The organism is Actinokineospora auranticolor, assembly GCF_002934265.1.
Lineage (GTDB): Bacteria > Actinomycetota > Actinomycetes > Mycobacteriales > Pseudonocardiaceae > Actinokineospora > Actinokineospora auranticolor.
Map to the genome: position 1 here is coordinate 99018 of NZ_PTIX01000010.1, position 18376 is coordinate 117393.

Below are 18376 nucleotides of genomic sequence, written 5' to 3' on the forward strand. Positions count from 1 at the left end.
CGCCATCGGCTGGGCTGTGGACAACCTCGCGGTATGGGGAAGGTGCCGTGTGGCGGGGCGACTGTCGGCCGGTCGGGGGACCCCGCCGGTCGGCCCTATGCGGTGGGCGGCGGGGCGTGGTTCGGTCGAGGGTCGGCGGTGGCGGACCGGTGCGGGAGGTTGGCATGGGGCGGGGCTGGCTACTGGGCGCGGTGATCACGTTGGCCCTCGCGGTACCCGCGCCACCCGCGGCCGCGACCCCATCAGCCACGCGGCTGGCCGTCGGGGACGTCGTCGACATCGCGCCGGGGGTTCGGGGGGATGATCGGTGGTTGGCGCGGGGGGCGGTGCGGGACGACCTGGTCGGGGAGCGGTTCTACTTCGTCATGCCGGACCGCTTCGCGAACGGGGACGCGCGCAACGACCGGGGCGGGTCGGGCGAGACCGATCGGTTGCGCACCGGGTTCGACCCGGCCGACAAGGGGTTCTACCACGGCGGCGACCTGGCGGGTCTGCGGTCGCAGCTCGGGTACCTGCGGGACATGGGCATCACGGCGATCTGGATGACACCGATGTTCGCCAACAGGTGGGTGCAGGGCATCGGTGCGGATGTGTCCGCCGCGTACCACGGCTACTGGACCACCGACTTCACCCGCCTGGACCCGCATTTCGGTACCACGGAAGAGATGCGCGGAGTGATCGCGGAGGCGCACCGGCGCGGCATGAAGGTCTTCTTCGACATCGTTGCGAACCACACCGCCGACGTCATCGACTATGCGGAGGGCAGCCACGAGTACCGCAACACCCGCGCGTACCCGTACCGCGATGCGTCCGGCAACCCGGTGGACATCAAGGCGCACGCGGGAAAGCAAGACTTCCCGCGAATCGCGACGTTCCCCTACACCCCCGTGGTGACCGACCCGACCGCCAAGTCCCCGACCTGGCTCAACGACCCGACCCTCTACCACAACCGCGGCGACTCGACCTTCACCGGCGAGTCCACCGAGTACGGCGACTTCTCCGGCCTCGACGACCTGATGACCGAGGACCCGAGGGTCGTGGCCGGGATGCGGGACATCTTCACCAGCTGGGTCGACACCCTCGACATCGACGGCTACCGGGTGGACACCGTCAAGCACGTCAACCTGGAGTTCTGGCAGGCGCTGGCCCCGCACGTGCGGGCGTACGCGAAGGCGCGCGGCAAGAAGGACTTCTTCGTCTTCGGGGAGGTGTACGACGCCGACCCGGCGAAGACCTCGACATACACGACGACCGGCCGCATGCAGGCCGTGCTGGACTTCCCGTTCCAGGCGGGTGCGCTGGACCTGTTGTCCGGCAAGGGTTCCACGACCATCGCCAACGCCCTGCTGGCCGACGACCGCTACACCGACCCCGACTCCAACGCCGCCGCCCTGCCGACCTTCCTCGGCAACCACGACATGGGCCGCCTCGCCTGGCTGATCCGCGACCGCCGACCGGGCGTCACCGACACCGAACTCCTGCGCAGGCTGGAGCTGGGCAACGCGCTGATGTACCTGTGGCGCGGCAACCCCGTCGTGTACTACGGCGACGAGCAGGGTTTCGCGGGCACCGGCGGCGACAAGCTCGCGCGGCAGGACATGTTCGCCAGCCGGACCCCGGAGTACGCGGCGGAGGTGTTCATCGGTGCGGGCCGGACGGGCGCGCAGGACAACTTCAACCGGAACCACCCGCTGTACCGCCAACTGGCCGACCTTGCGTCCTTTGTCGACAAAGACCGCGTCTGGTCCGGTGGCGCGCAAACGCTTCGCTACACCTCCGGCGACGTCCTCGCCTTCAGCCGCACCGACGCCCGGGACCGCCGCGAGCACGTCGTCGTCGCGAACGCGGGCACCACCGAGACCACAGTGGACATTCCGGTGAGCGCGGGCCGCTACCGCGTCGAACTGCGCACCGCGGCGACCGCACCCGGCGGCACCCGACCCGGGCCGACCGCCCCGCACACCGGAATCGCGGAAACCGACCCCGCAGGCCCCGACCACACCCGACCCGGCCCGCAGCGCGAATCCGCGACCGAACTCGAATCCGGGGGCACGAAAGCCACAAATCCCGCAGGCACCCTCGGCCGAACCGCGCCCGCCGAAGCTGACGCAGGGGTCCCCGACCAGGGGGAACCCCTGATTTCAAGTCTAGTGGCGGAGGTGGGCGGGAATCGAGGGGCGACGGCCGGGCCTGTGGATAACTCACCGGTAACCCGAGGTCGGTCGGTACGGGTGACGGTGCCCGCGCTGGGGGTCGTGGTCCTGCGCGCGGACGAGCGGCTGCCCGCGACGACGCCCGCGCCGCGGCTGGTGGTGCCCGGGGTCGGGACCGCGCTCGACGGACGGGTCGAGCTGCGGGCCGAGGGGGTCTCGACAGCGTTCGCGCAGGTGAGCTTCGCGGCGCGGGTCGCGGGGAGCCGGCAGTGGACGCCGCTGGGGACCGACGACGCGGCGCCCTACCGGGTGTTCGCCGACGTGGGCGCGCTGCCCGGCGCCGGGGTCGGCAAGCGGGTGGAGTTCCGGGTCGTCGCGCGGGACGGGGGTGGGGCGCTGGGGGCCGACGGGGCGGAGATCGGGCTCGTCGCGGCGCCGCCGCCACCGGTCGGGCCGGACTGGCTGGTCGTGCACTACAACCGACCGGCGGGCGACTACGCGGGGTGGGGTCTGCACGTGTGGGGTGATGTGGAGTCGCCGACCTCGTGGACGTCGCCCCTGCCCTTCGCCGGGGAGACGCCGTACGGCCGGTTCGCCTGGGTGCGGTTGCTGCCCGGCGCGCGGCAGGTCGGGTTCATCGTGCACAACGGTGACGAGAAGGACGGCGCCGATCGCACGGCCGACCCGGCGGCGCAACCACAGGTGTGGCTGAAGAGCGGTGCGCAAACCCAGTACTCGTCGGAGATCGAGGCCACCGGCACCGCAACGGTGCACTACCGCACCGCCGACACCACCGGCCTCGCGGTACGCGTGCCTGGACGACCCGACGCACCGATGAGCACCGAGGACGACTTCGGTGTCTTCGCCACGGTCCCCGCCGCACCGGAGGTCACCATCGTCCGCGACGGCGCAACGGTGCGCACCGTGCGGGTGTCGTCGGCACGGCTGTGGGTACGGGAAGGCGACCAGGCCGTGTACGTCTCGCGGGCGGCGGCCGACAACCGCGCGGTGATCCACTACTCGAGACCGGACGGCGCCTACGCGGGGTGGACGCTCTACCACTGGGCTGGATCACTGGAGCCGAGCCCGAGCTGGCAGGAGTCACGCCCACCCGACGGTGTGGACACGTTCGGGGTGTACTGGTCGGTCCCACTCACGCAGGGTGCGGGCGGGCTGAGCCACATCATCCACCGCGGCGACGAGAAAGACCCCGGCAACGACCAGTTCCTCGACGTCAACGCGGTCGGCCACGAGGTCTGGTGCACCTCCGGCGCCACTCACCCGGACGGCTCGGCGTCCTACGTGCTGCCGAACACCTGACCCGTCAGGCGTGGTCAGGGCGGATTGTGGGTACTTCCGCAGGCGCGCACCCTATGTGAGGAGCCCGCCGAAGGTGAAGACCGATCCCCACGCCCTGGCCATCACCCGCCGCGACGACGGCGGACTGTCCCTGCGCGGCGACCTCGACTACACCACCGCCCCCGAGTTCACGGCGGCGCTCGCCGCGTTGCCGCTGCCCGAGGGCGCGACCCTCACCCTCGACCTCGGCGGACTCGGCTTCTGCGACTCCAGCGGCCTGTCGGTGCTGCTCAACGCCTACAAGAAGGCCAGCGCCGTCGGCGGCACGCTCGCGGTCAGCGCGATCGACCCCAACCTGGAGCGGATGCTGATGATCACGGGCCTGGCCCACCTGTTCCTGCCCCAGCACCACGACGCCTAGCCCGTACAGTGACCCGCGTGCGGGTCGAGCCGTCGAGGACGCTGGTGCGGTGGGCGCTGCTGTGCGCCGTGGCGTTCGGCGTGCTCGGCATGCACCACCTGCCCGGCCCCGTGGGACACGGGCCCGCGGTCAGCGTGTCGGTGGAGCACCACGACGCCCCCGCGCACGACGGCGACCTGTGGGGGCACGCGTGCCTGGCGGTGCTCGTCGCCGCCGTCGGTTTCGGCCTGCTGGTCCTGCTGGGCCGTCGTCCGGCGCAGGAAGCACGACCCGGCGGGCAGCGGGTCGTCGCCCACGGTTCCCCGCGTTCGCCACCACGTCCTCGGTTGGCCATGCTCTGCGTGCTGCGGCAGTGATCGGGAGCCGCTCCCGCACCCCGTAGGCAACCACCCGAGGAACCACACCATGACCAGGAAGAACCTGGTCAGGTCGGCGCTCGCCGTCCTGACCTCATCAGTCGTGCTCGCCGCGTGCGGCACGGCGCACAACACCGCCGACGTCACCTTCGCCCAGGGGATGGTCCCCCACCACCGCCAGGCCGTGGCGATGGCCGAGCTGGTCGAGGGTCGCGGGGCGGGCCCGGCGGTCGTCGACTTGGCCGAGCGGATCAAGCGGGCACAGGCCCCGGAGATCACCACCCTCACCGAACGGCTGAACGCCTGGGGCGAGCCGACCGAGCACCCGGCGGGGCACGGCGGGTCCGAGATGGCCGACCTGGGCACCGCCACCGGCCCGGACTTCGACCGGCGCTGGCTGTCGATGATGATCACGCACCACGAGGGCGCGGTGCGGATGGCCGAGACCGAGCTGGCCGACGGGGCCGACCCCGACACCAGGGAATTGGCTGGGCGGATCGTCGCGGCGCAGAAGGCCGAGATCGACGAGATGCGGGCTTTGCTGCCGCGGAGCTGAGCACCGGGGGTGTGTCCCGGGCGTCCGGGGCACACCCCTCCCGCGCCGGTTCCGTCGCCCGGCCAAGATCGAGGGAATCAAGACATGCGAGGCAGCGAGGTGATCACCGCATGCCTCCGGCCCCCGGTATCCATTCTACCGAATAGGGCCGACGGTTCCGGGCGGAGATGATCAAGCCTGTGCACAACCCGGCTACTGGCTGAACAGGCCCGAAGGTGGCACCGGCGGCGGTGTGGGGTCGTTGTCGGTCAACGGGGTCGCGGGGCCGACCAGGGCCCTCAGCTCCGCCGCGGTCACGCACCGCGCCGGGAACGGCGCCGCCGCCTCCTTGGCGGCGATCTCCGCCACCGGCAGACCGGTCGCCGCGGCGGCCAGGACGATGTTGCCGTGCCTGCGCCCCCTCAGCACCGGGGGTTCGGCCAGGAGGAGGACCGAGCCGAAGACCGCCGACAGGGTCGCCACCGCTCGGCTGGTGAACTTCAGGTCCGGGCCGTCCGACAGGTTCGCCATGTACAGCCCGTCCGCCCGCAGCACCCGGGAGATGTCACGGGTTGCCTCCAACCCGTAGAGCGCCCCGGCGAGCGTCCCCCGCTCGAACGCGTCCACCACCACGACATCCGCCGACGCGTCCGGGAGGCAGGAGACCGCGGCCCTCCCATCCGCCACCGTCAACTCCAGGCCCGGGATCGAGTCCACCCCGAACTGCCCGCGGACCAGCTCCACCATCCCCTCGTCGGCGTCGAACACCCGCTGACGGGACCCCGGCCGGACCGCCGCGATGTACCGGGGCAGGGTGCACGCGCCGCCACCGAGGTGCACGGCTTCGACCGGCGTGCCCGGCTCGCCGTGGCTGTCCACCACCTCCGCCAGCCTTCGCACGTAGTCGAACTCCAGGTGCCGGGGGTTCGCCGTGTCCACGTACGACTGGGCAACCCCGTCGACGCTCAGCAGCCAGCCCGTGGGGTGGTCGAGGTCGCGCAGGATCTCGGCGGTGCCGAAGCGGACGGGGTAGCGGCCCTGGGTGGGGTTCACCCGTCAAGCAGACCACGCCGGTGGTCAGGGTTCGGTGACCAGGTGGACGGTCAGCGCCGTCCACGCACCGAGGAACACCCGGTCACTGTCGCGCAGTTCGACGGGGACCTCGGCGGGGATCGGGTTCGCGCAGTCGTTGACGTACGTCCGGTTCGTCGAGCGCAGGTCCACCACCGCCCACGTGCCGTCCCCCGTCGGGACGAACATCGCGTGCGCCCGCCCGATCGCCCGGTCCTCCGGTGGGCCCGTCAGGTCGATGTCCGGCGCTATCCCCCGGTTCACGTCCGCCCGCCCCACCAGCACCGACTCGCCCCGCAGCGGGAACCGGCGCGGGGGTAGGAAAAGGGGGTAGTCGATGCTCAGGTCCTCCGTAGTGGCCCGGGTGACCTCGTAGTACTCGCGGTCGGCCGCGACCGTGATCGACCAGCCCTTCTCCCCTACCACCGGTGCCGACAGGTGGGCGTCCAGGTGCGAGTCGTACCCGTCCACCTCGCAGTAGCGGCCGACCTGCCCGGGGTGGCCGTTCGGGCAGTCCCACGGTTCGGTCACCGGTCGTCCCGGAGCCGGGTGGTGAGCTTGGACTCGATCTTGGCCATCTCCGCCAGGTAGCCCGTCATGTCCCCGTCGCGCACGCGGACCGTGCCCGCCGGGTCGGTGTCGAGCAGGTTGCGCAGGTGGGCGGCCGCTTTCGCGTTGCCGTGCGCGTCCGCGACGGCGATGGCGCGGTCCAGCCGGTCGGTGGCCAGGCCGCGGTCGCCCGCCGCCACCGCGCTCAGGCACTCGTCCAGCAGCTCCGGGACCCGGGACTGGCCGGCGTAGTGCGCGACGTTCTCGTTGATCGACGTGGCCAACTGCTGGTCGTCGGTCCACTTGACGTGCACGGTCCGCTCCGCGGAGCGCTCGTCGCCGACCGCCATGTGGACGCGGGCGGCGATCAGGCCCTTGTCGCCGACGCGGCCCGCCTCGACGCGCACGCTGAGGTGGTACTCGCGGGCCTCGGCGGACCAGTTGCCGGTCGGGTGGGCCCGCACCCGCGGGGTGACCTGGGTGCCGCGGCCGGTGAGGTCGACGAAGCGCGGGAAGACCTGTTTGAAGAACCGCACCTCGGCGTGCGCGGGCGTCCACAGCAGCAGGTCGGCGTCGACCGCGGCGGTGCCCATGAGGCGCTCGGTGACCTCGCGGAACTCGGCGGCCAGCGCGGCCGGGTCGGGCAGGCCGCGGGCGGCGCCGAGCAGGCCGTCGGCGACGCGCTCGAGGGTGTCGGCCTGCCAGGTGCCTTCGCCGACGCCGAGCGCGTCGCAGGTGAAGGCGCCCTCGCAGTCGCGCACCACCTCGGCCAACCGCTCCGGGGTCTCGTGCTCGTCGCGGCCGTCGGTGAGCAGCAGGGCGTGGCGCACGGCCGCGCTGTGGTCAGCGAGCAGCCGCTTGGCCAGGGCCAGCCAGCTGCCGATGGCGGTGCCGCCGCCCGCGCCGAGCCTGCGCACCGCGTCCTTGGCCTCGCCGCGGGTGCGGTCGCCCGCGATGGCCAGTTCGGGGGCGACGGGGTAGACCATGCCCGCGACGTCGGTGCCGCGGACCACGGCGAACGCGGCACCGTCGGGCAACGCGTCGACGAAGGCGGTGACGGCCCGCTTGGCCTGGGTGAGCCTGCTGCCGGACATCGAGCCGGAGCAGTCGAGCAGCACGACCCTGGCCACGCCGCGGTCGCGGCCGGTGCTGCCGGGGTCGTCGCCGGTGAGGCGGACGGTGATGATCGCGTCCATCACCCGGCCGCCCGCGGGCAGGTACTCGTTCTGGTCGACGGTGATCTCGAAGCCGTGGCCCATGGTTGCCTCCTTCACCCTTGCGCGACGGCGATGGCCGCCACGGTGACGTTGTCGTGGCCGCCCGCGGCGAGTGCGCGGCCGAGCAGGGCGCGCGCCGCGGCGGCGGGGGCGGCGCGGTGGTCGGCGGGGGCGACGACGCCCGCGTCGAGGTAGTGGGACAGGCCGTCGCTGCACACCAGGAGCAGCCCGGGTGCCGCCGGGTCGACGCGCACCCGGGGTTCGACGGGGCCGGAGTCGGCGCCGAGCCAGCGTTCCAGCGCGTGCGCGGCGGGGTCGGCGAGCCGGGGGTCGTCCGGCTCGGCGCCGTCGGCGGCCAGGCGCCCGGCGGCGGAGTCGTCGACGGTGAGCCTGCGGGCACCGGTCGGGTCGACCAGGTAGGCGGGGCTGTCGCCGACCCAACCGACCACGGTGGCGTCGCGGGTGACGACGGCGGAGACGTAGGTGCAGCAGGGCGGGTTGCCCGGGTCGGGCGCGGACACCGCCGTCGCGGCGGCTGCGGCGGCCAACGCCCCGGCGGTGGTCGCGGCCACGGCGTCGTCGCCGCGGTCGAGGGCGGCGAGGAGGCCGTGCAGCCCGGCCACCGCGGCGTCGGTGGCGGCGCGGGCGGACCCGGGGGCGGACGCGACCCCGTCGCAGACGACGGCCGCCGCGACGTCGCCGAGCACACCGATGGCCACGGCGTCCTCGTTGCGCGGGCGCCGCAGCCCCCGGTCGGTCACGGCCGCGACGACCCCGAGGTCGAGGTCGTCGGCGGACTCGGAGGTGCGCACCCGGGCCGCGCCGTCGGCCCGGGCGAGCCGGTCGGCGCCGCAGCCCTCGCAGAACCGCCAGCCCGGTTCCAGCGGTACCCCGCACCGCGCGCAGGGGCTCGCGGGGTCGGCGGCGGGCGGGTTCGGCTCCACGGCGTCACACCAGGGTCCACGGCCGGACCTCGTTGGCCCGGTCCACCAGGGCGGAGCGGGTGTCGCGGTCGGGGGTGAGCTTGGCGAGCGCGCGGTAGGCCTGTTCGAGGCGGCGGCGCAGGGCGGTCTCCGCTTCCTCCTCGGCCGCGCCCCGGTGGTCGGTCGGGTGGTCGGCGCGGGCGGCGAGCGCGGCGCCGTGCACCTCGATGTTGAGCCGGGCGGTGCGCTCGGCGTCGAGGGTGAGCGCGTCGAGCCGGGTGGCGGCGTCCGGGAGCAGGTCCGCGCGGACCAGGGCGCGGATGGCGGCGACCTGGGCGGCGGTGTGGTGGTTGGAGCTGTCCGGGACCTGGTCGAGCACGGCGACCGCGGCCCGGTGGTCGTCCTGGGCGGCGTGGGCGCGGGCCAGGCCGAACGCGGCGCTGACGTAGGTGCGGTCGGTGTCCCAGACCCGGGCGTAGAGGGCTCGCGCGCGGGCCGGGTCGCCGGTCCGCTCCACCGCGGCGGCCAGCGCCAGTTTCGCGGCGGGTTCGCCGGGCAGCGCCGAGTAGACCGCGTCGAAGCGGTCCGCGGCGGCCGCGGGGTCGTCGGCGATGGCGGCCAGCCCGAGGTACCAGTCGGTGCGCCAGTCGTCGGGCAGCGCCTCGGCGAACTCGGCCAACACCGCGCGCGCCGCCCCGGGCTCGCCGGCCAGCACGTGCGCCTCCGCCAGGCGCAGCAACAGTTCCGGGGTGCGTTCCCCGGCGCCCAGCAGGGTCTCGACCAACCGGTCCGGGGCGACGCCCGCGAGGGTCGCGAGGAACCCCGCCGCCGGGTCGGCCGGGTCCACCAGGGGGCTGGGCAGGCAGGCGGGCACCTCCCGCCACTCGACCGCTTCCGCCGCCACCGCGCGCACCACGCCCGCGCCCGTGCCGAACACCCGGCGCTCACGGGTGAACAGCGCCGAGTTCACCCCGTACGGCTCGGCGTCGGCGCGCGACAGCGTCTCCGCGAGCACGCCGACGACCTGGTCGCGCATGTCCTCCGCCGCGGTGAAGCGGGCGCGCGGGTTCGGGTTGGCCGCGCGGCGCAGCAGCCGGACGAACGACTCCTCGCCTGCCAGGTACGGGATGTCGGCGGGCAGGCGGTGCCGGTAGGCGTCGGAGAAGCCGAGGAACGGGAACGTCAGCGCGGCCATGGTGCGGCCGAGGGTGTAGAGGTCGGAGTGCGGGGTCGGCTGGTGCTCGCCGGTCTCCACCTCGGGCGCCATGAACCCGACCGTGCCGTAGGAGGCGGTGTCGCTGTCGGCCCGCATGACGGCGCCGAGGTCGATCAGCTTGACCCGCTGCTCGACCTGCATCACGTTGTGCTGCTTGAGGTCGCAGTACACCAGGTCGCGGCGGTGCAGGTAGCCGAGCGCGTCGAGCAGGTCGTCGGCGTAGCGCAGCACGACCGGTACCGGCAGCGGTTCCGGCTCGGCCGGGTCGACCAGCACCTGGTGCAGGGTCCGGCCCGGCAGGTACTCCATGACGATGTAGCCCGCCACGACCCCGGTGCGCGGGTCGGTGTGCTCGACGAAGTCGGAGATCTGGACGACGTTCGGGTGGTCGACGGTGACCAGGTACTGCCGTTCCCTGGTGGCCGCCGCCACCGCGTCCGGGTCGTGCGAGTTGATCAGTCCTTTGAGGACTACCCAGCGCTCGGTGCGGTCGTCGCCCAGGTGCGAGTCGCGGGCCAGGTAGATCCAGCCGAGCCCGCCGTAGGTGAGGCAGCCGAACACCTCGTAGCGCTCGACGTAGGCGTGCCGGGCCAGCGCGGGGACGTAGGAGAACGGCGTGCGGTCGCGCGGGCAGAACCCGCTGTCGAGCCCGGGCCGGTCGCCGCGCGGCTGCCCGACCGGCTCACCGCAGTTCGGGCACTTCCTGCGGTGGTATGGGACCTTGGGGTCGGTGAGCACCGCGGCGGCCGGGTTCGGCACGGCGATCGGCGGGAGCGTGACCCGGTCGACCACGGTGCGCGCGGCCCGCGTCCGGTTGCCGGTGGAACGCCCCGATGGCATGGGCTCGGTCCGCGCGGAGGCGGGCGGTGCCGCGGGCGGTGTCGCCTCGGACGCGGTCGGGGCGAAGAAGCCGCACTCGTCGCAGGACCCGTCCGGCAGGTAGGTCCCGTCGCACCCGTCCCGCACGCACGCCGTCATCCGCGCCTCCGCCGCACCGCGTCCTGGTAGGCCTCGACCGCCGACGCCGCCGCGGCCAGGTCGCTCGGCGCCGTCCACAGCAGCCCGTGCGCGCGCCGGTGGCACGCGACCGCGTCGGGGTCCTCGGCCACCCCGAGGCGCACCGCCATCGCCTGGTACGCGTCGAGCCGACCGCGGAGTTCGGCGCGCTGCTCCAACAGCCGGGCCGCCTCCGCGCGCAACGCGCCGAGTGCCTCCACGGCCGCGTTGGCGTCCTGGTCGATCACCGCCAGTTCCTCGGCCACGGCCGTCCACTGCCCGGCGACGGTCCGCTCCCCCAGCGCCGCGAGCCGCCGTCGCAGGTCGTCGGCGAACCCGGGCACGACCAACCCGTCCGACCCCGCGACCCGGATCCGGACGTCGGCGACCGACCGTGCGGTCGTCGCCTCGTCCTCGGCGACCATGGCCAGCCAGGCGTCCGCCTTGGCCAGCCGCGACCGCAGGTCCAGCACCCGCTCGGCCTGGTTGCGCAGCAGCGGCGCGGTCGCGATGCCGCCGTCGCGGACCGTCGCGCCTGCCGACCCCGCCACGACCTCGGCCAGGTCCGCCAGGGTGAGCACCGGTCCCCGGCCGGGCAGGCCGTCGCGCAGGGCGGCCACCAGCGCCGGGGTGTGCCCGGGCGCGATGAGCACGAACGCGCCGTCGACGTCGAGCCCGGCGCCGACCAGGTGGCCCGGCAGGCCGTCGACGAGCAGCACGCGGGTCGCGGCCTGGCCGCGGCGCAGCACCCGGCGGAGTTCGGCGCACGGCAACGCGGTCGACGACACGTACCGCGCGTCGGTGCCTGCCGTGGCCAGGTAGGGCTCGCCGCCGTCGTCCGCGCACAGCACGCGGCCCGCGTAGTGCACGAGCAACAGGTCCTCGGCCGCGGTGGCGGCCTCGTCGACGGCGTGGACGACCTGCGCGGCCGAAGACGGGTCGGTCAGCACCTCGCAGCCCGCGACACCGAGGCCGTCCGGCGAGGTGACCACGGCGCGCAACGCGGCCAGGCGAGCCGTGGCGGCGGGCAGCGGCGGCAGGGTCGCGTACCGGCCGACGCCGACCAGCACGGCCCTGGACCGCGCCGGGTCCGGTGGGGTGAGCGACCGCACGGCCGATCACCCACCCTCGTAGTCGGCGGGCGGCATCCGCCGCGTGGTCGCCTGCCCGAACCACTTGCGGTACAGGGCGTCCATCTCGCCGCGGCGCATCCGCTCCAGCACGGCGTTGACCACGCGCAGCAGGTCCTCGTCCTGTCGGGCGACGGCGACGGCGGCCACGTCGACGTCGTCGACGAACCCGGGGAAGATCTCGGTGTTCGGGTCCTGGTCGTGGAAGCCCTCGAGGATCACGTCGTCGGTGGACACCGCCTCGACCTGGTGGCGCTGCAACTGGACCAGGCAGTCGGTGGTGTCCACGGCGGGTACGGCGATGCCGCCGCGCTGGGTGATCCGGTCGATGTTGATCGTGCCCGCGCCGGAGCAGACCCGCTTGCCCGCCACGCCCTGGCGCGGGTCCCACACGCCGTCGGTGCCGCGCCAGGTGAGCAGGCCCTGCCGGGTTTCCAGGTACGGCACGGAGAACCGGGCGCCGTAGGTGTCCACGCGCTGGCAGGTGACGCTGGCGTCGGCGACGATCATGTCCACGGTGGCCACGGTGGTCGCGGACGGCGCCCGGTGGTTCTCGTCGGTGTCCAGCGCGATGAACCGGTCCCTGGTGGGCATGGCGATGTACTGGATCTGCGCCCGGACCTGGCCGGGGTCGCGGTCGGGCCAGATCGCGCGGGCGATCTCGAAGGCGATGTCGGCCTCCAGCCCGGACACCTCGCCGGTCTGCAGGTTGCGCGAGCTGAGCCTGCCCGCGGTCTGGCTGACCCCGACCCGCAGCCCGCGGGCGCGGATCTCGGCGACGGTGGTGCCGCTCGGGATCCCGGTCAGCTCGGTGCCGGTCGGGCGGATGGTCTTGGTCGTGCCGCGGCAGGGCTCCGGGGCGGGCGCGGGGGCCGCCGAGGTGAGCGTCGGCATCTGCGGTTCCGGCGCGGTCGGCCGGGGCAGCGCGGCCCTCGGCGCCACGGCGCAAGCGCTCGCGGCGAGCGCGCACAGCAGCGCCGCCAGTCGGCGCGCGGCCGTCACCGGTACTCCGCGATCCGGGGCCACAGGCCCGCCACCCCGGCCAGCGCGGCCAGGGCCATCAGCACGACGACCCCGGCGCCGGTGCCGGACACCGCGGTGCGGGCGTCCAGGATGGACCCGTCGACGTCGGCGCCCGCCTGCGCGATGACCGCGTCCAGGGTCTCCTTGAGCTCCTCGTGCGCGGTGATGTCGGCGGCGATCTCGCCGTAGCCGGGCCGGTCGGGGGAGAAGTCGCGCTCGATCGAGCGGCGCCAGTCGGTCACGGTGCGCGCGGCGCCCTCCAGGGTGCGGGCGGTGCCCGCGTCGAGGTCGCCGCCGCGCACCTGGTTGAGCTTGTTGTCGATGGCGTCGAGCTTGGCGGTCAGCGTCACCGTGTCCCCGATCAACGGGAAGATCAGCGCGCGGGCCTCGTCGCCGTCGAGGCCGCGGGCCTCCGCGCGGACCTCGGTGAGCGGTTCGAGCAGCCGCGCCGACCGCTGCGCGCTGGCCGTGGCGTGCGCGGCGGCCACGGTCGAGGCGATGAGCAGCCAGCCGAAGGCGACGGCGGTGAGCGCGGTGGCCGCGACCATGCCCGCGTTGAACCGCCTGCGGGTGCGGCGGGCCAGGAACCGCTGGCACCACAGCAGCACGGCCAGCACCAGCAGGCCGACGGTGGTGGCGAACCACGGGAAGTCGTTGACCCCCGACGGCGGTTCGGCGTCGCGCAGCCGCTTGGCGATCTCCAGCATGGTGCCGCGCACCATCAGCGACGCCTCGTTGAGGTACGACGTGCCGACGGGGTCGACGCGACTGGTGTAGACCCACCCGGACTCGACCATGCCGGTGTAGATCGGCAGCAGGCTCGACAGCACCGCCAGCGCCTCGGACGGGGTGAGCGCCGCGGTCGCGAGCTGACCGCGGAAACCCTGGCTGGTCAGCTGGTTGAGCCGGGTCACCGGGGTCACCTCGGGGACGACCTTGGCCGCGTAGTCCAGCGCGGCGGTGGCGGCGACGACGTCGTCGCGGAAGGCCTGCCGCTGCACCGCGACCCGCTCGCCGGTGACCAGCACGACGGAGAACGCGGTGGCGTCGGCGTCGGCCAGCGCCCGGTAGACCTCGCCCGCCGCGGTGTTGAGGCCGCCGCGCCGGTAGGCCATGTCGTCGAGCAGGTCGGCGCGGTCGTGGGCGCTCAGCGCCCCGGTCAGGCCCGCGACCACGGCGCAGACCAGCACGCCCACCACCACCAGGGTCAGTTTGCCCTCGGTCCGCCGGAAGTGGGCGGCGACCGCGGACCGCCACGACGACACGCGCGTTCGTCTCCCCTCCCGCCCGGGTTCCCGGGCGACCACCCTCGCCCCGGGTGATCGCTCGGTCACGGCGACGGTGTTATCCGAACACGCCGGTGATCACCCTTTCGGACGCTTCGGCGGAAAAGGCGATTTCCCGCTATTGGCCTCTGCAAATAGCGGACGGGCCGCGCCGAAAGGACGACCGGGGCACGGACGGGGTTGATCGACATTCTCGCGGAATTGTCCGGCGAACGGCCGAACGGCCGGTCCCGCCCGCGCCCGGTGGGCGGAAGTGGAACCGGCCGTTCGCCGGGTAGTGCGCGAGCTCAGCCCGAGAAGCTGGCTTTCTTCACCTTCGGGGCGCGCCGCGGCTTGGCCGGGGCGGGCTCCGGCTCGGGCTCCGGCACGGCGTGCGCGGCCTCGAACGCCTCGACCACGGCCGAGGGGATCCGGCCGCGCTCGGAGATGTCGTGGCCGTTGCGCCGCGCCCAGTCCCGGATCGCCTTGGTCTGCTCCTTGCTGCGGCCCTCCGGCCGGGCACCCGCCGGGAGCACGGGCCGCTTGATCCGGCCGCCGGTGCGCCGCGCGGCGGCCACGAAATCGGCCAGCTCGTCGCGCAACCGCTGGGCGTTGGTCTCGGTCAGGTCGATCTCGTACTGCACGCCGTCCAGGCTGAACTCGACCGAGCGGATGTCATCGCTGGTGGAACCGTCGAGGTCGTCGTAGAGCTGGACGATGGTCTTCTGAGCCATGCGGCACCTCATTGCACAACGGGTTGCTGTTTGCTGGTTGGCGTGGAAGTTAGCAGCCCGAAGCACCGCGCGCGGAGCGACCCGGCCACGTGTCCACAGCGGATCCGAAAAAGAACGCCGCGGCGACCGCGGCGAATCGGCTCCGATGTGGACCCGGGTCAGGCCGAGCGCCTGCCCGTCACGCCCACCGGCCACCAGTACCGCCGCACCGGCTCGAACCCGCTGTGCTCGAACCAGCGCTCCACCTCCGCGGTGGTGTAGGTGTCGCGGTGACGGGGGGAGAGCACGTCGAACCAGGTCAGGGTGAGCTCGTCGTAGGCGCGGCGGCGGGTGAGGATGCGCGCGTGGGTGCTGCGGGCGGCGAGCCCGCGCACCCCCGGCAGGGCCGCGACCGCGTTGAGCGCGCGGACCCCGACCAGGGTCGGGAACGACAGCGCCCGGCACACCCGGTACACCGTGCGGTGCGACCAGCGGTGCAGGCCGAGGGGCCGCAGCAGGTCGCGCACCAGCACCAGCGGGCTCAGCTTGCGCTGGTACACCCAGACGAACAGCTCGCCGCCCGTGCGGACCAGCCTGGTCAGCGCGGCGAAGGCGATCTCGGTGGCGCCGGTGTGGTGGATGACCCCGTTGCACCACAACCGGTCGACGCTCTGCTCCCGCACCGGCAGGGCGAACACGCTGGCCCGGACCACGTGCAGGTTCGGCAGGTCCCGGGCGGCGCGGGCGACCTCGGCGATGGCCGGGTTGACGTCCACGGCCAGGAAGGTGGTGCCGGGGTGGCGGCGGGCGAGTTCCACGGTGAGCTTGCCGCTGCCGCAGCCGATGTCGGCGACGACCAGGCCCGCGAGCGGGTCGGGGGGCAGCGTGGCGGTCTTGGCGGCCGCCCCGCCGACCGCCTTGCCCGCGGCCTCGCCGACCGGCTTGGCGGCGGCCCCGGTGGACCGGTTGGTCTCCGGCCGGACACCGAAGACGTCGTGGAACTGGGCCACGTCCTCGTCGATGGTGCGGCCGAAGACGGTGTCGGACTCGAAGCCGCCGTCGTGGAAGGTCTGCCACTCGAAGCCGAAGCTGGCCGCGACGTGGCTCTCGCGCTCCCGCGCCGAGAGCAGCTGCGGCACCCCGTCGGCGATCGGGTACTCCAGCGCGCAATCCACACACAGCAGCGCCCCGGAGGTGACCTCAGCGGGCACGTCGTCGCGGGTCAGCCGCAACTTTCCCCCGCACGACGGGCAGACCAGCATTTCGATGAGACAGGTACGCACAACGACCCCCTCGAAAACCATTGCGGGACAAGGGGTCCGTACACCGGTCGCCCCCGTTCGCCCCACGGGTGAGCTACGCCTTGGCATCCGTATCGCGTACGTACCGGCATCGTGTCACCACGCTGCGCGACACCACCCGATAGGAGCACCCGACCGGTCCACTCCCCCGGCCGATCGGACGCGGCGGCTGGGGCGCACGGCGTCAGCAGGATCACGTCCCGGCGGGCGCGCCGCGGCCGCCCCGGCGGGTGAGGATGGTGCACCGGCCGCCGCGGTCGGGGCGGGACCGATCGGGAGGCAACGGGTGATCGTCAACCACGAGGTGCGGGGGCGCGGGCCGGTGGCGGTCGTGCTGGCGGGGTCTGTGGGGACCGACCTCTCGCTGTGGGACGCGCAGGTCGACCCGCTGGTTGACGCCGGGTACCGGGTGATCCGCTACGACCACCGCGGCCACGGCTCCTCCCCGGTGCCCCCCGGCCCCTACCGGCTCGCGGACATCGCGGGGGACGTGCTCGCGCTGCTCGACCACCTCGGGGTGCGCACGGCGTCGGTGGTCGGGGTGTCCCTCGGCGGGATGGTCGGCATGTGGCTCGGCACCCACGCCCCGGAGCGCGTGCAGAACCTGGTGCTGTGCTGCACGTCCGCGGACCTGGGCCCGTCGGCGAACTGGCAGACCCGCGCCGACCTGGTGCGCGCGGAGGGCATGGCGTCGGTCGTCGACCAGACGATGGGGCGGTGGGTGACGGCGGGCTACGGCGACGACAGCGCACTGCGGGAGATGCTGCTGCGGGTGCCCGCGGAGGGGTACGCGGGGTGCTGCGAGGCGATCGGGTCGATGGACCTGGTCGGCGGACTGGGGCGGATCGCGGCGCCGACGCTGGTGGTGTCGGGGGCGCAGGACCCGGCGACCCCGCCGGAGCAGGGCGCGCGGATCGCGGCGGCGATCCCGGGGGCGCGGCAGGCGGTGGTCCAGGGGGCCGCGCACCTGGGGGTGCTGGAGAAGCCCGAGGAGTTCACCCGGCTGATCCTGTCGGGGCTACCCCCGGCCACCGGCGACGCGATGCGGCGGTCGGTGTTGGGGGATGTGCACGTGGATCGGACGCGGGTGACGGAGTTCAACCGGCCGTTCCAGGAGTACATCACGGACTCGGTGTGGGGTTCGGTGTGGACTCGACCCGGCCTGGACCGCCGCACTCGTAGCGCGATCACGTTGGCGGTGCTGACTTCGCTGCGCGCGCACGATGAATTGACGATGCACGTGCGGGCCGCGCTGCGGCACGGGTTGAGCCGGGAGGAGATCGCGGAGGTGTTGCTGCACACGGGAGCCTATGTGGGCGTCCCGGCGGCCAACGCCGCTTTCGCTGCCGCGCAACGGGTTTTCGACGAGGACGACGCCTAGATCCACAAAGGACGCGGCCGGATGGTACGGCCGCGTCCCGGGAAGTGCTTGTCGGAGGGGCCGTTCAGACGGCCAGGTCGGCGAGTGTGTTCCAGAACATCAGCTCGTACCCCTGCAACAACCGCCCGTAGCCGATTGACGTTTCCGGGGTCCAGCCGGCGTCGAGGGCCTGTTGGAGCGCGACCACGTACAGCTCTTCCAACTCCGGGACCGGGGTGGCGAAGAAGTCGAAGAAGCCCGTGCCCACCTCGTCGAAGCCGTAGTGCTCGCGCAGGCCCGCCGAGATGGTGGCGCAGTAGCCGCCCCAGGCGGCGAAGTTGGCGAGGATCGCCAGGAGGGCGTCGCGGGGGTTGCCGTTGAGGGCGAGCCAGGCCAGGTAGGCGGGGTAGGCCTGGCAGCCCGGCTGGGGGCGGTAGGCGCGGATGTCGTCCTCGCTCAGGCCGCAGGCCTTGGCGAAGTCGCCCAGTTTGGCCAGGGCCAAGCCCTCGCCGGTGCCCAGCGAGGTGAAGACCTCCCGGGCGGCGGGGTCGACGGCCTGCGCGGCCAGGGTCAGGAAGGTGCGCCAGTCGCTGGCGATGATGCGGTGCTGCTCGGCGGCCAGCGCGCCGAGCACGGCCAGCGGGGCCTCCCCGCAGGCCACCAGGGGTACGAGTCGGTTGTCGTGTTCGCCGGGGAGCAGTTCGCGCTGCACCCGGTCCAGCAGTTCCTTGGCCGATTCGGCCATCACGTTCCTCCTTGGACGCCAGGCGGACCCGGCGGTCAGCGTAGATCATCTCCAGTCGGCGGGCGCGCGCCCGGACCGCCCACCGGCGGGCAGTGGTCTAGAC

At 73.7% G+C, this 18376-nt stretch carries 16 protein-coding genes; 5 read left to right on the forward strand and 11 right to left on the reverse strand.

What is annotated here, in order from left to right; all coding sequences use genetic code 11:
- Positions 1-164: 164 nt before the first annotated feature.
- The 4 genes from CLV40_RS39630 to CLV40_RS19395 all read left to right on the forward strand — a co-directional run bounded on the left by CLV40_RS39630 (position 165) and on the right by CLV40_RS19395 (position 4785).
- Positions 165-3473, forward strand: a complete 3309-nt coding sequence (locus tag CLV40_RS39630; protein WP_245931394.1) for an alpha-amylase family glycosyl hydrolase — start codon at positions 165-167, stop codon at positions 3471-3473.
- A 73-nt stretch (positions 3474-3546) separates the two neighbouring features.
- A complete protein-coding gene (locus tag CLV40_RS19385; protein ID WP_181043593.1) occupies positions 3547-3873 on the forward strand; it encodes an STAS domain-containing protein in 327 nt (108 codons plus the stop codon).
- A gap of 17 nt (positions 3874-3890) precedes the next feature.
- The gene (locus CLV40_RS19390; protein ID WP_146108108.1) at positions 3891-4229 is read left to right on the forward strand and encodes a hypothetical protein; all 339 of its coding nucleotides are present in this window, start codon (positions 3891-3893) and stop codon (positions 4227-4229) included.
- 49 nt (positions 4230-4278) lie between these two features.
- Positions 4279-4785 carry a DUF305 domain-containing protein gene (locus CLV40_RS19395; protein WP_104480368.1) on the forward strand — a complete coding sequence of 169 codons (507 nt, stop codon included), beginning with the start codon at positions 4279-4281 and terminating at the stop codon, positions 4783-4785.
- 192 nt (positions 4786-4977) lie between these two features.
- On the opposite strand, the gene CLV40_RS19400 is transcribed toward CLV40_RS19395, so the two are convergent.
- The 10 genes from CLV40_RS19400 to CLV40_RS19445 form a co-directional block, all read right to left on the reverse strand.
- Positions 4978-5817, reverse strand: coding sequence for a spermidine synthase (locus CLV40_RS19400; protein WP_104480369.1), 840 nt, complete (start codon positions 5815-5817; stop codon positions 4978-4980).
- 24 nt (positions 5818-5841) lie between these two features.
- Positions 5842-6366 carry an FHA domain-containing protein gene (locus CLV40_RS37290; RefSeq protein WP_181043594.1) on the reverse strand — a complete coding sequence of 175 codons (525 nt, stop codon included), beginning with the start codon at positions 6364-6366 and terminating at the stop codon, positions 5842-5844.
- Positions 6363-7643, reverse strand: a complete 1281-nt coding sequence (locus CLV40_RS19410; protein WP_104480370.1) for a vWA domain-containing protein — start codon at positions 7641-7643, stop codon at positions 6363-6365. Before CLV40_RS19410 ends, CLV40_RS37290 begins: the two co-directional genes overlap by 4 nt.
- A gap of 11 nt (positions 7644-7654) precedes the next feature.
- Complete coding sequence (locus CLV40_RS19415; RefSeq protein ID WP_245931395.1) at positions 7655-8545, reverse strand: PP2C family protein-serine/threonine phosphatase; 891 nt, start codon at positions 8543-8545, stop codon at positions 7655-7657.
- A gap of 4 nt (positions 8546-8549) precedes the next feature.
- Positions 8550-10718, reverse strand: a complete 2169-nt coding sequence (locus CLV40_RS19420; RefSeq protein ID WP_219824029.1) for a serine/threonine-protein kinase — start codon at positions 10716-10718, stop codon at positions 8550-8552.
- Positions 10715-11848: a hypothetical protein gene (locus CLV40_RS19425; protein ID WP_104480371.1), complete on the reverse strand. Its 1134-nt coding sequence runs from the start codon at positions 11846-11848 to the stop codon at positions 10715-10717. The genes CLV40_RS19420 and CLV40_RS19425 overlap by 4 nt, the downstream gene beginning before the upstream one ends.
- Positions 11849-11854: 6 nt before the next feature.
- Positions 11855-12868 carry a transporter substrate-binding domain-containing protein gene (locus tag CLV40_RS19430; protein WP_104480372.1) on the reverse strand — a complete coding sequence of 338 codons (1014 nt, stop codon included), beginning with the start codon at positions 12866-12868 and terminating at the stop codon, positions 11855-11857.
- Complete coding sequence (locus CLV40_RS19435) at positions 12865-14154, reverse strand: hypothetical protein (RefSeq protein WP_104480373.1); 1290 nt, start codon at positions 14152-14154, stop codon at positions 12865-12867. The genes CLV40_RS19430 and CLV40_RS19435 overlap by 4 nt, the downstream gene beginning before the upstream one ends.
- Positions 14155-14462: 308 nt before the next feature.
- The gene (locus CLV40_RS19440; RefSeq protein WP_104480374.1) at positions 14463-14888 is read right to left on the reverse strand and encodes a histone-like nucleoid-structuring protein Lsr2; all 426 of its coding nucleotides are present in this window, start codon (positions 14886-14888) and stop codon (positions 14463-14465) included.
- A 158-nt stretch (positions 14889-15046) separates the two neighbouring features.
- Positions 15047-16150, reverse strand: a complete 1104-nt coding sequence (locus tag CLV40_RS19445; RefSeq protein ID WP_181043595.1) for a methyltransferase domain-containing protein — start codon at positions 16148-16150, stop codon at positions 15047-15049.
- On the opposite strand from CLV40_RS19445, the gene pcaDC reads away from it, so the two are divergent.
- On the forward strand, positions 16134-17549 hold the full coding sequence (gene pcaDC, locus CLV40_RS19450) for a bifunctional 3-oxoadipate enol-lactonase/4-carboxymuconolactone decarboxylase PcaDC (RefSeq protein ID WP_104480525.1): 1416 nt from the start codon (positions 16134-16136) through the stop codon (positions 17547-17549). The genes CLV40_RS19445 and pcaDC overlap by 17 nt on opposite strands.
- Before the next feature lie 64 nt (positions 17550-17613).
- On the opposite strand, the gene CLV40_RS19455 is transcribed toward pcaDC, so the two are convergent.
- Positions 17614-18273: a thiaminase II/PqqC family protein gene (locus CLV40_RS19455; protein WP_104480376.1), complete on the reverse strand. Its 660-nt coding sequence runs from the start codon at positions 18271-18273 to the stop codon at positions 17614-17616.
- Positions 18274-18376: the final 103 nt, after the last annotated feature.

Excerpts from the sequence above, each read along its gene's own strand:
- CLV40_RS39630 (WP_245931394.1), top strand. The coding sequence starts at position 165 with ATGGGGCGGGGCTGGCTACTGGGCGCGGTGATCACGTTGGCCCTCGCG.
- CLV40_RS19395 (WP_104480368.1), top strand. The coding sequence starts at position 4,279 with ATGACCAGGAAGAACCTGGTCAGGTCGGCGCTCGCCGTCCTGACCTCA.
- CLV40_RS19410 (WP_104480370.1), bottom strand. The coding sequence starts at position 7,643 with ATGGGCCACGGCTTCGAGATCACCGTCGACCAGAACGAGTACCTGCCC.
- CLV40_RS19420 (WP_219824029.1), bottom strand. The coding sequence starts at position 10,718 with ATGACGGCGTGCGTGCGGGACGGGTGCGACGGGACCTACCTGCCGGAC.
- CLV40_RS19440 (WP_104480374.1), bottom strand. The coding sequence starts at position 14,888 with ATGGCTCAGAAGACCATCGTCCAGCTCTACGACGACCTCGACGGTTCC.
- pcaDC (WP_104480525.1), top strand. The coding sequence starts at position 16,134 with ATGAGACAGGTACGCACAACGACCCCCTCGAAAACCATTGCGGGACAA.
- CLV40_RS19455 (WP_104480376.1), bottom strand. The coding sequence starts at position 18,273 with ATGGCCGAATCGGCCAAGGAACTGCTGGACCGGGTGCAGCGCGAACTG.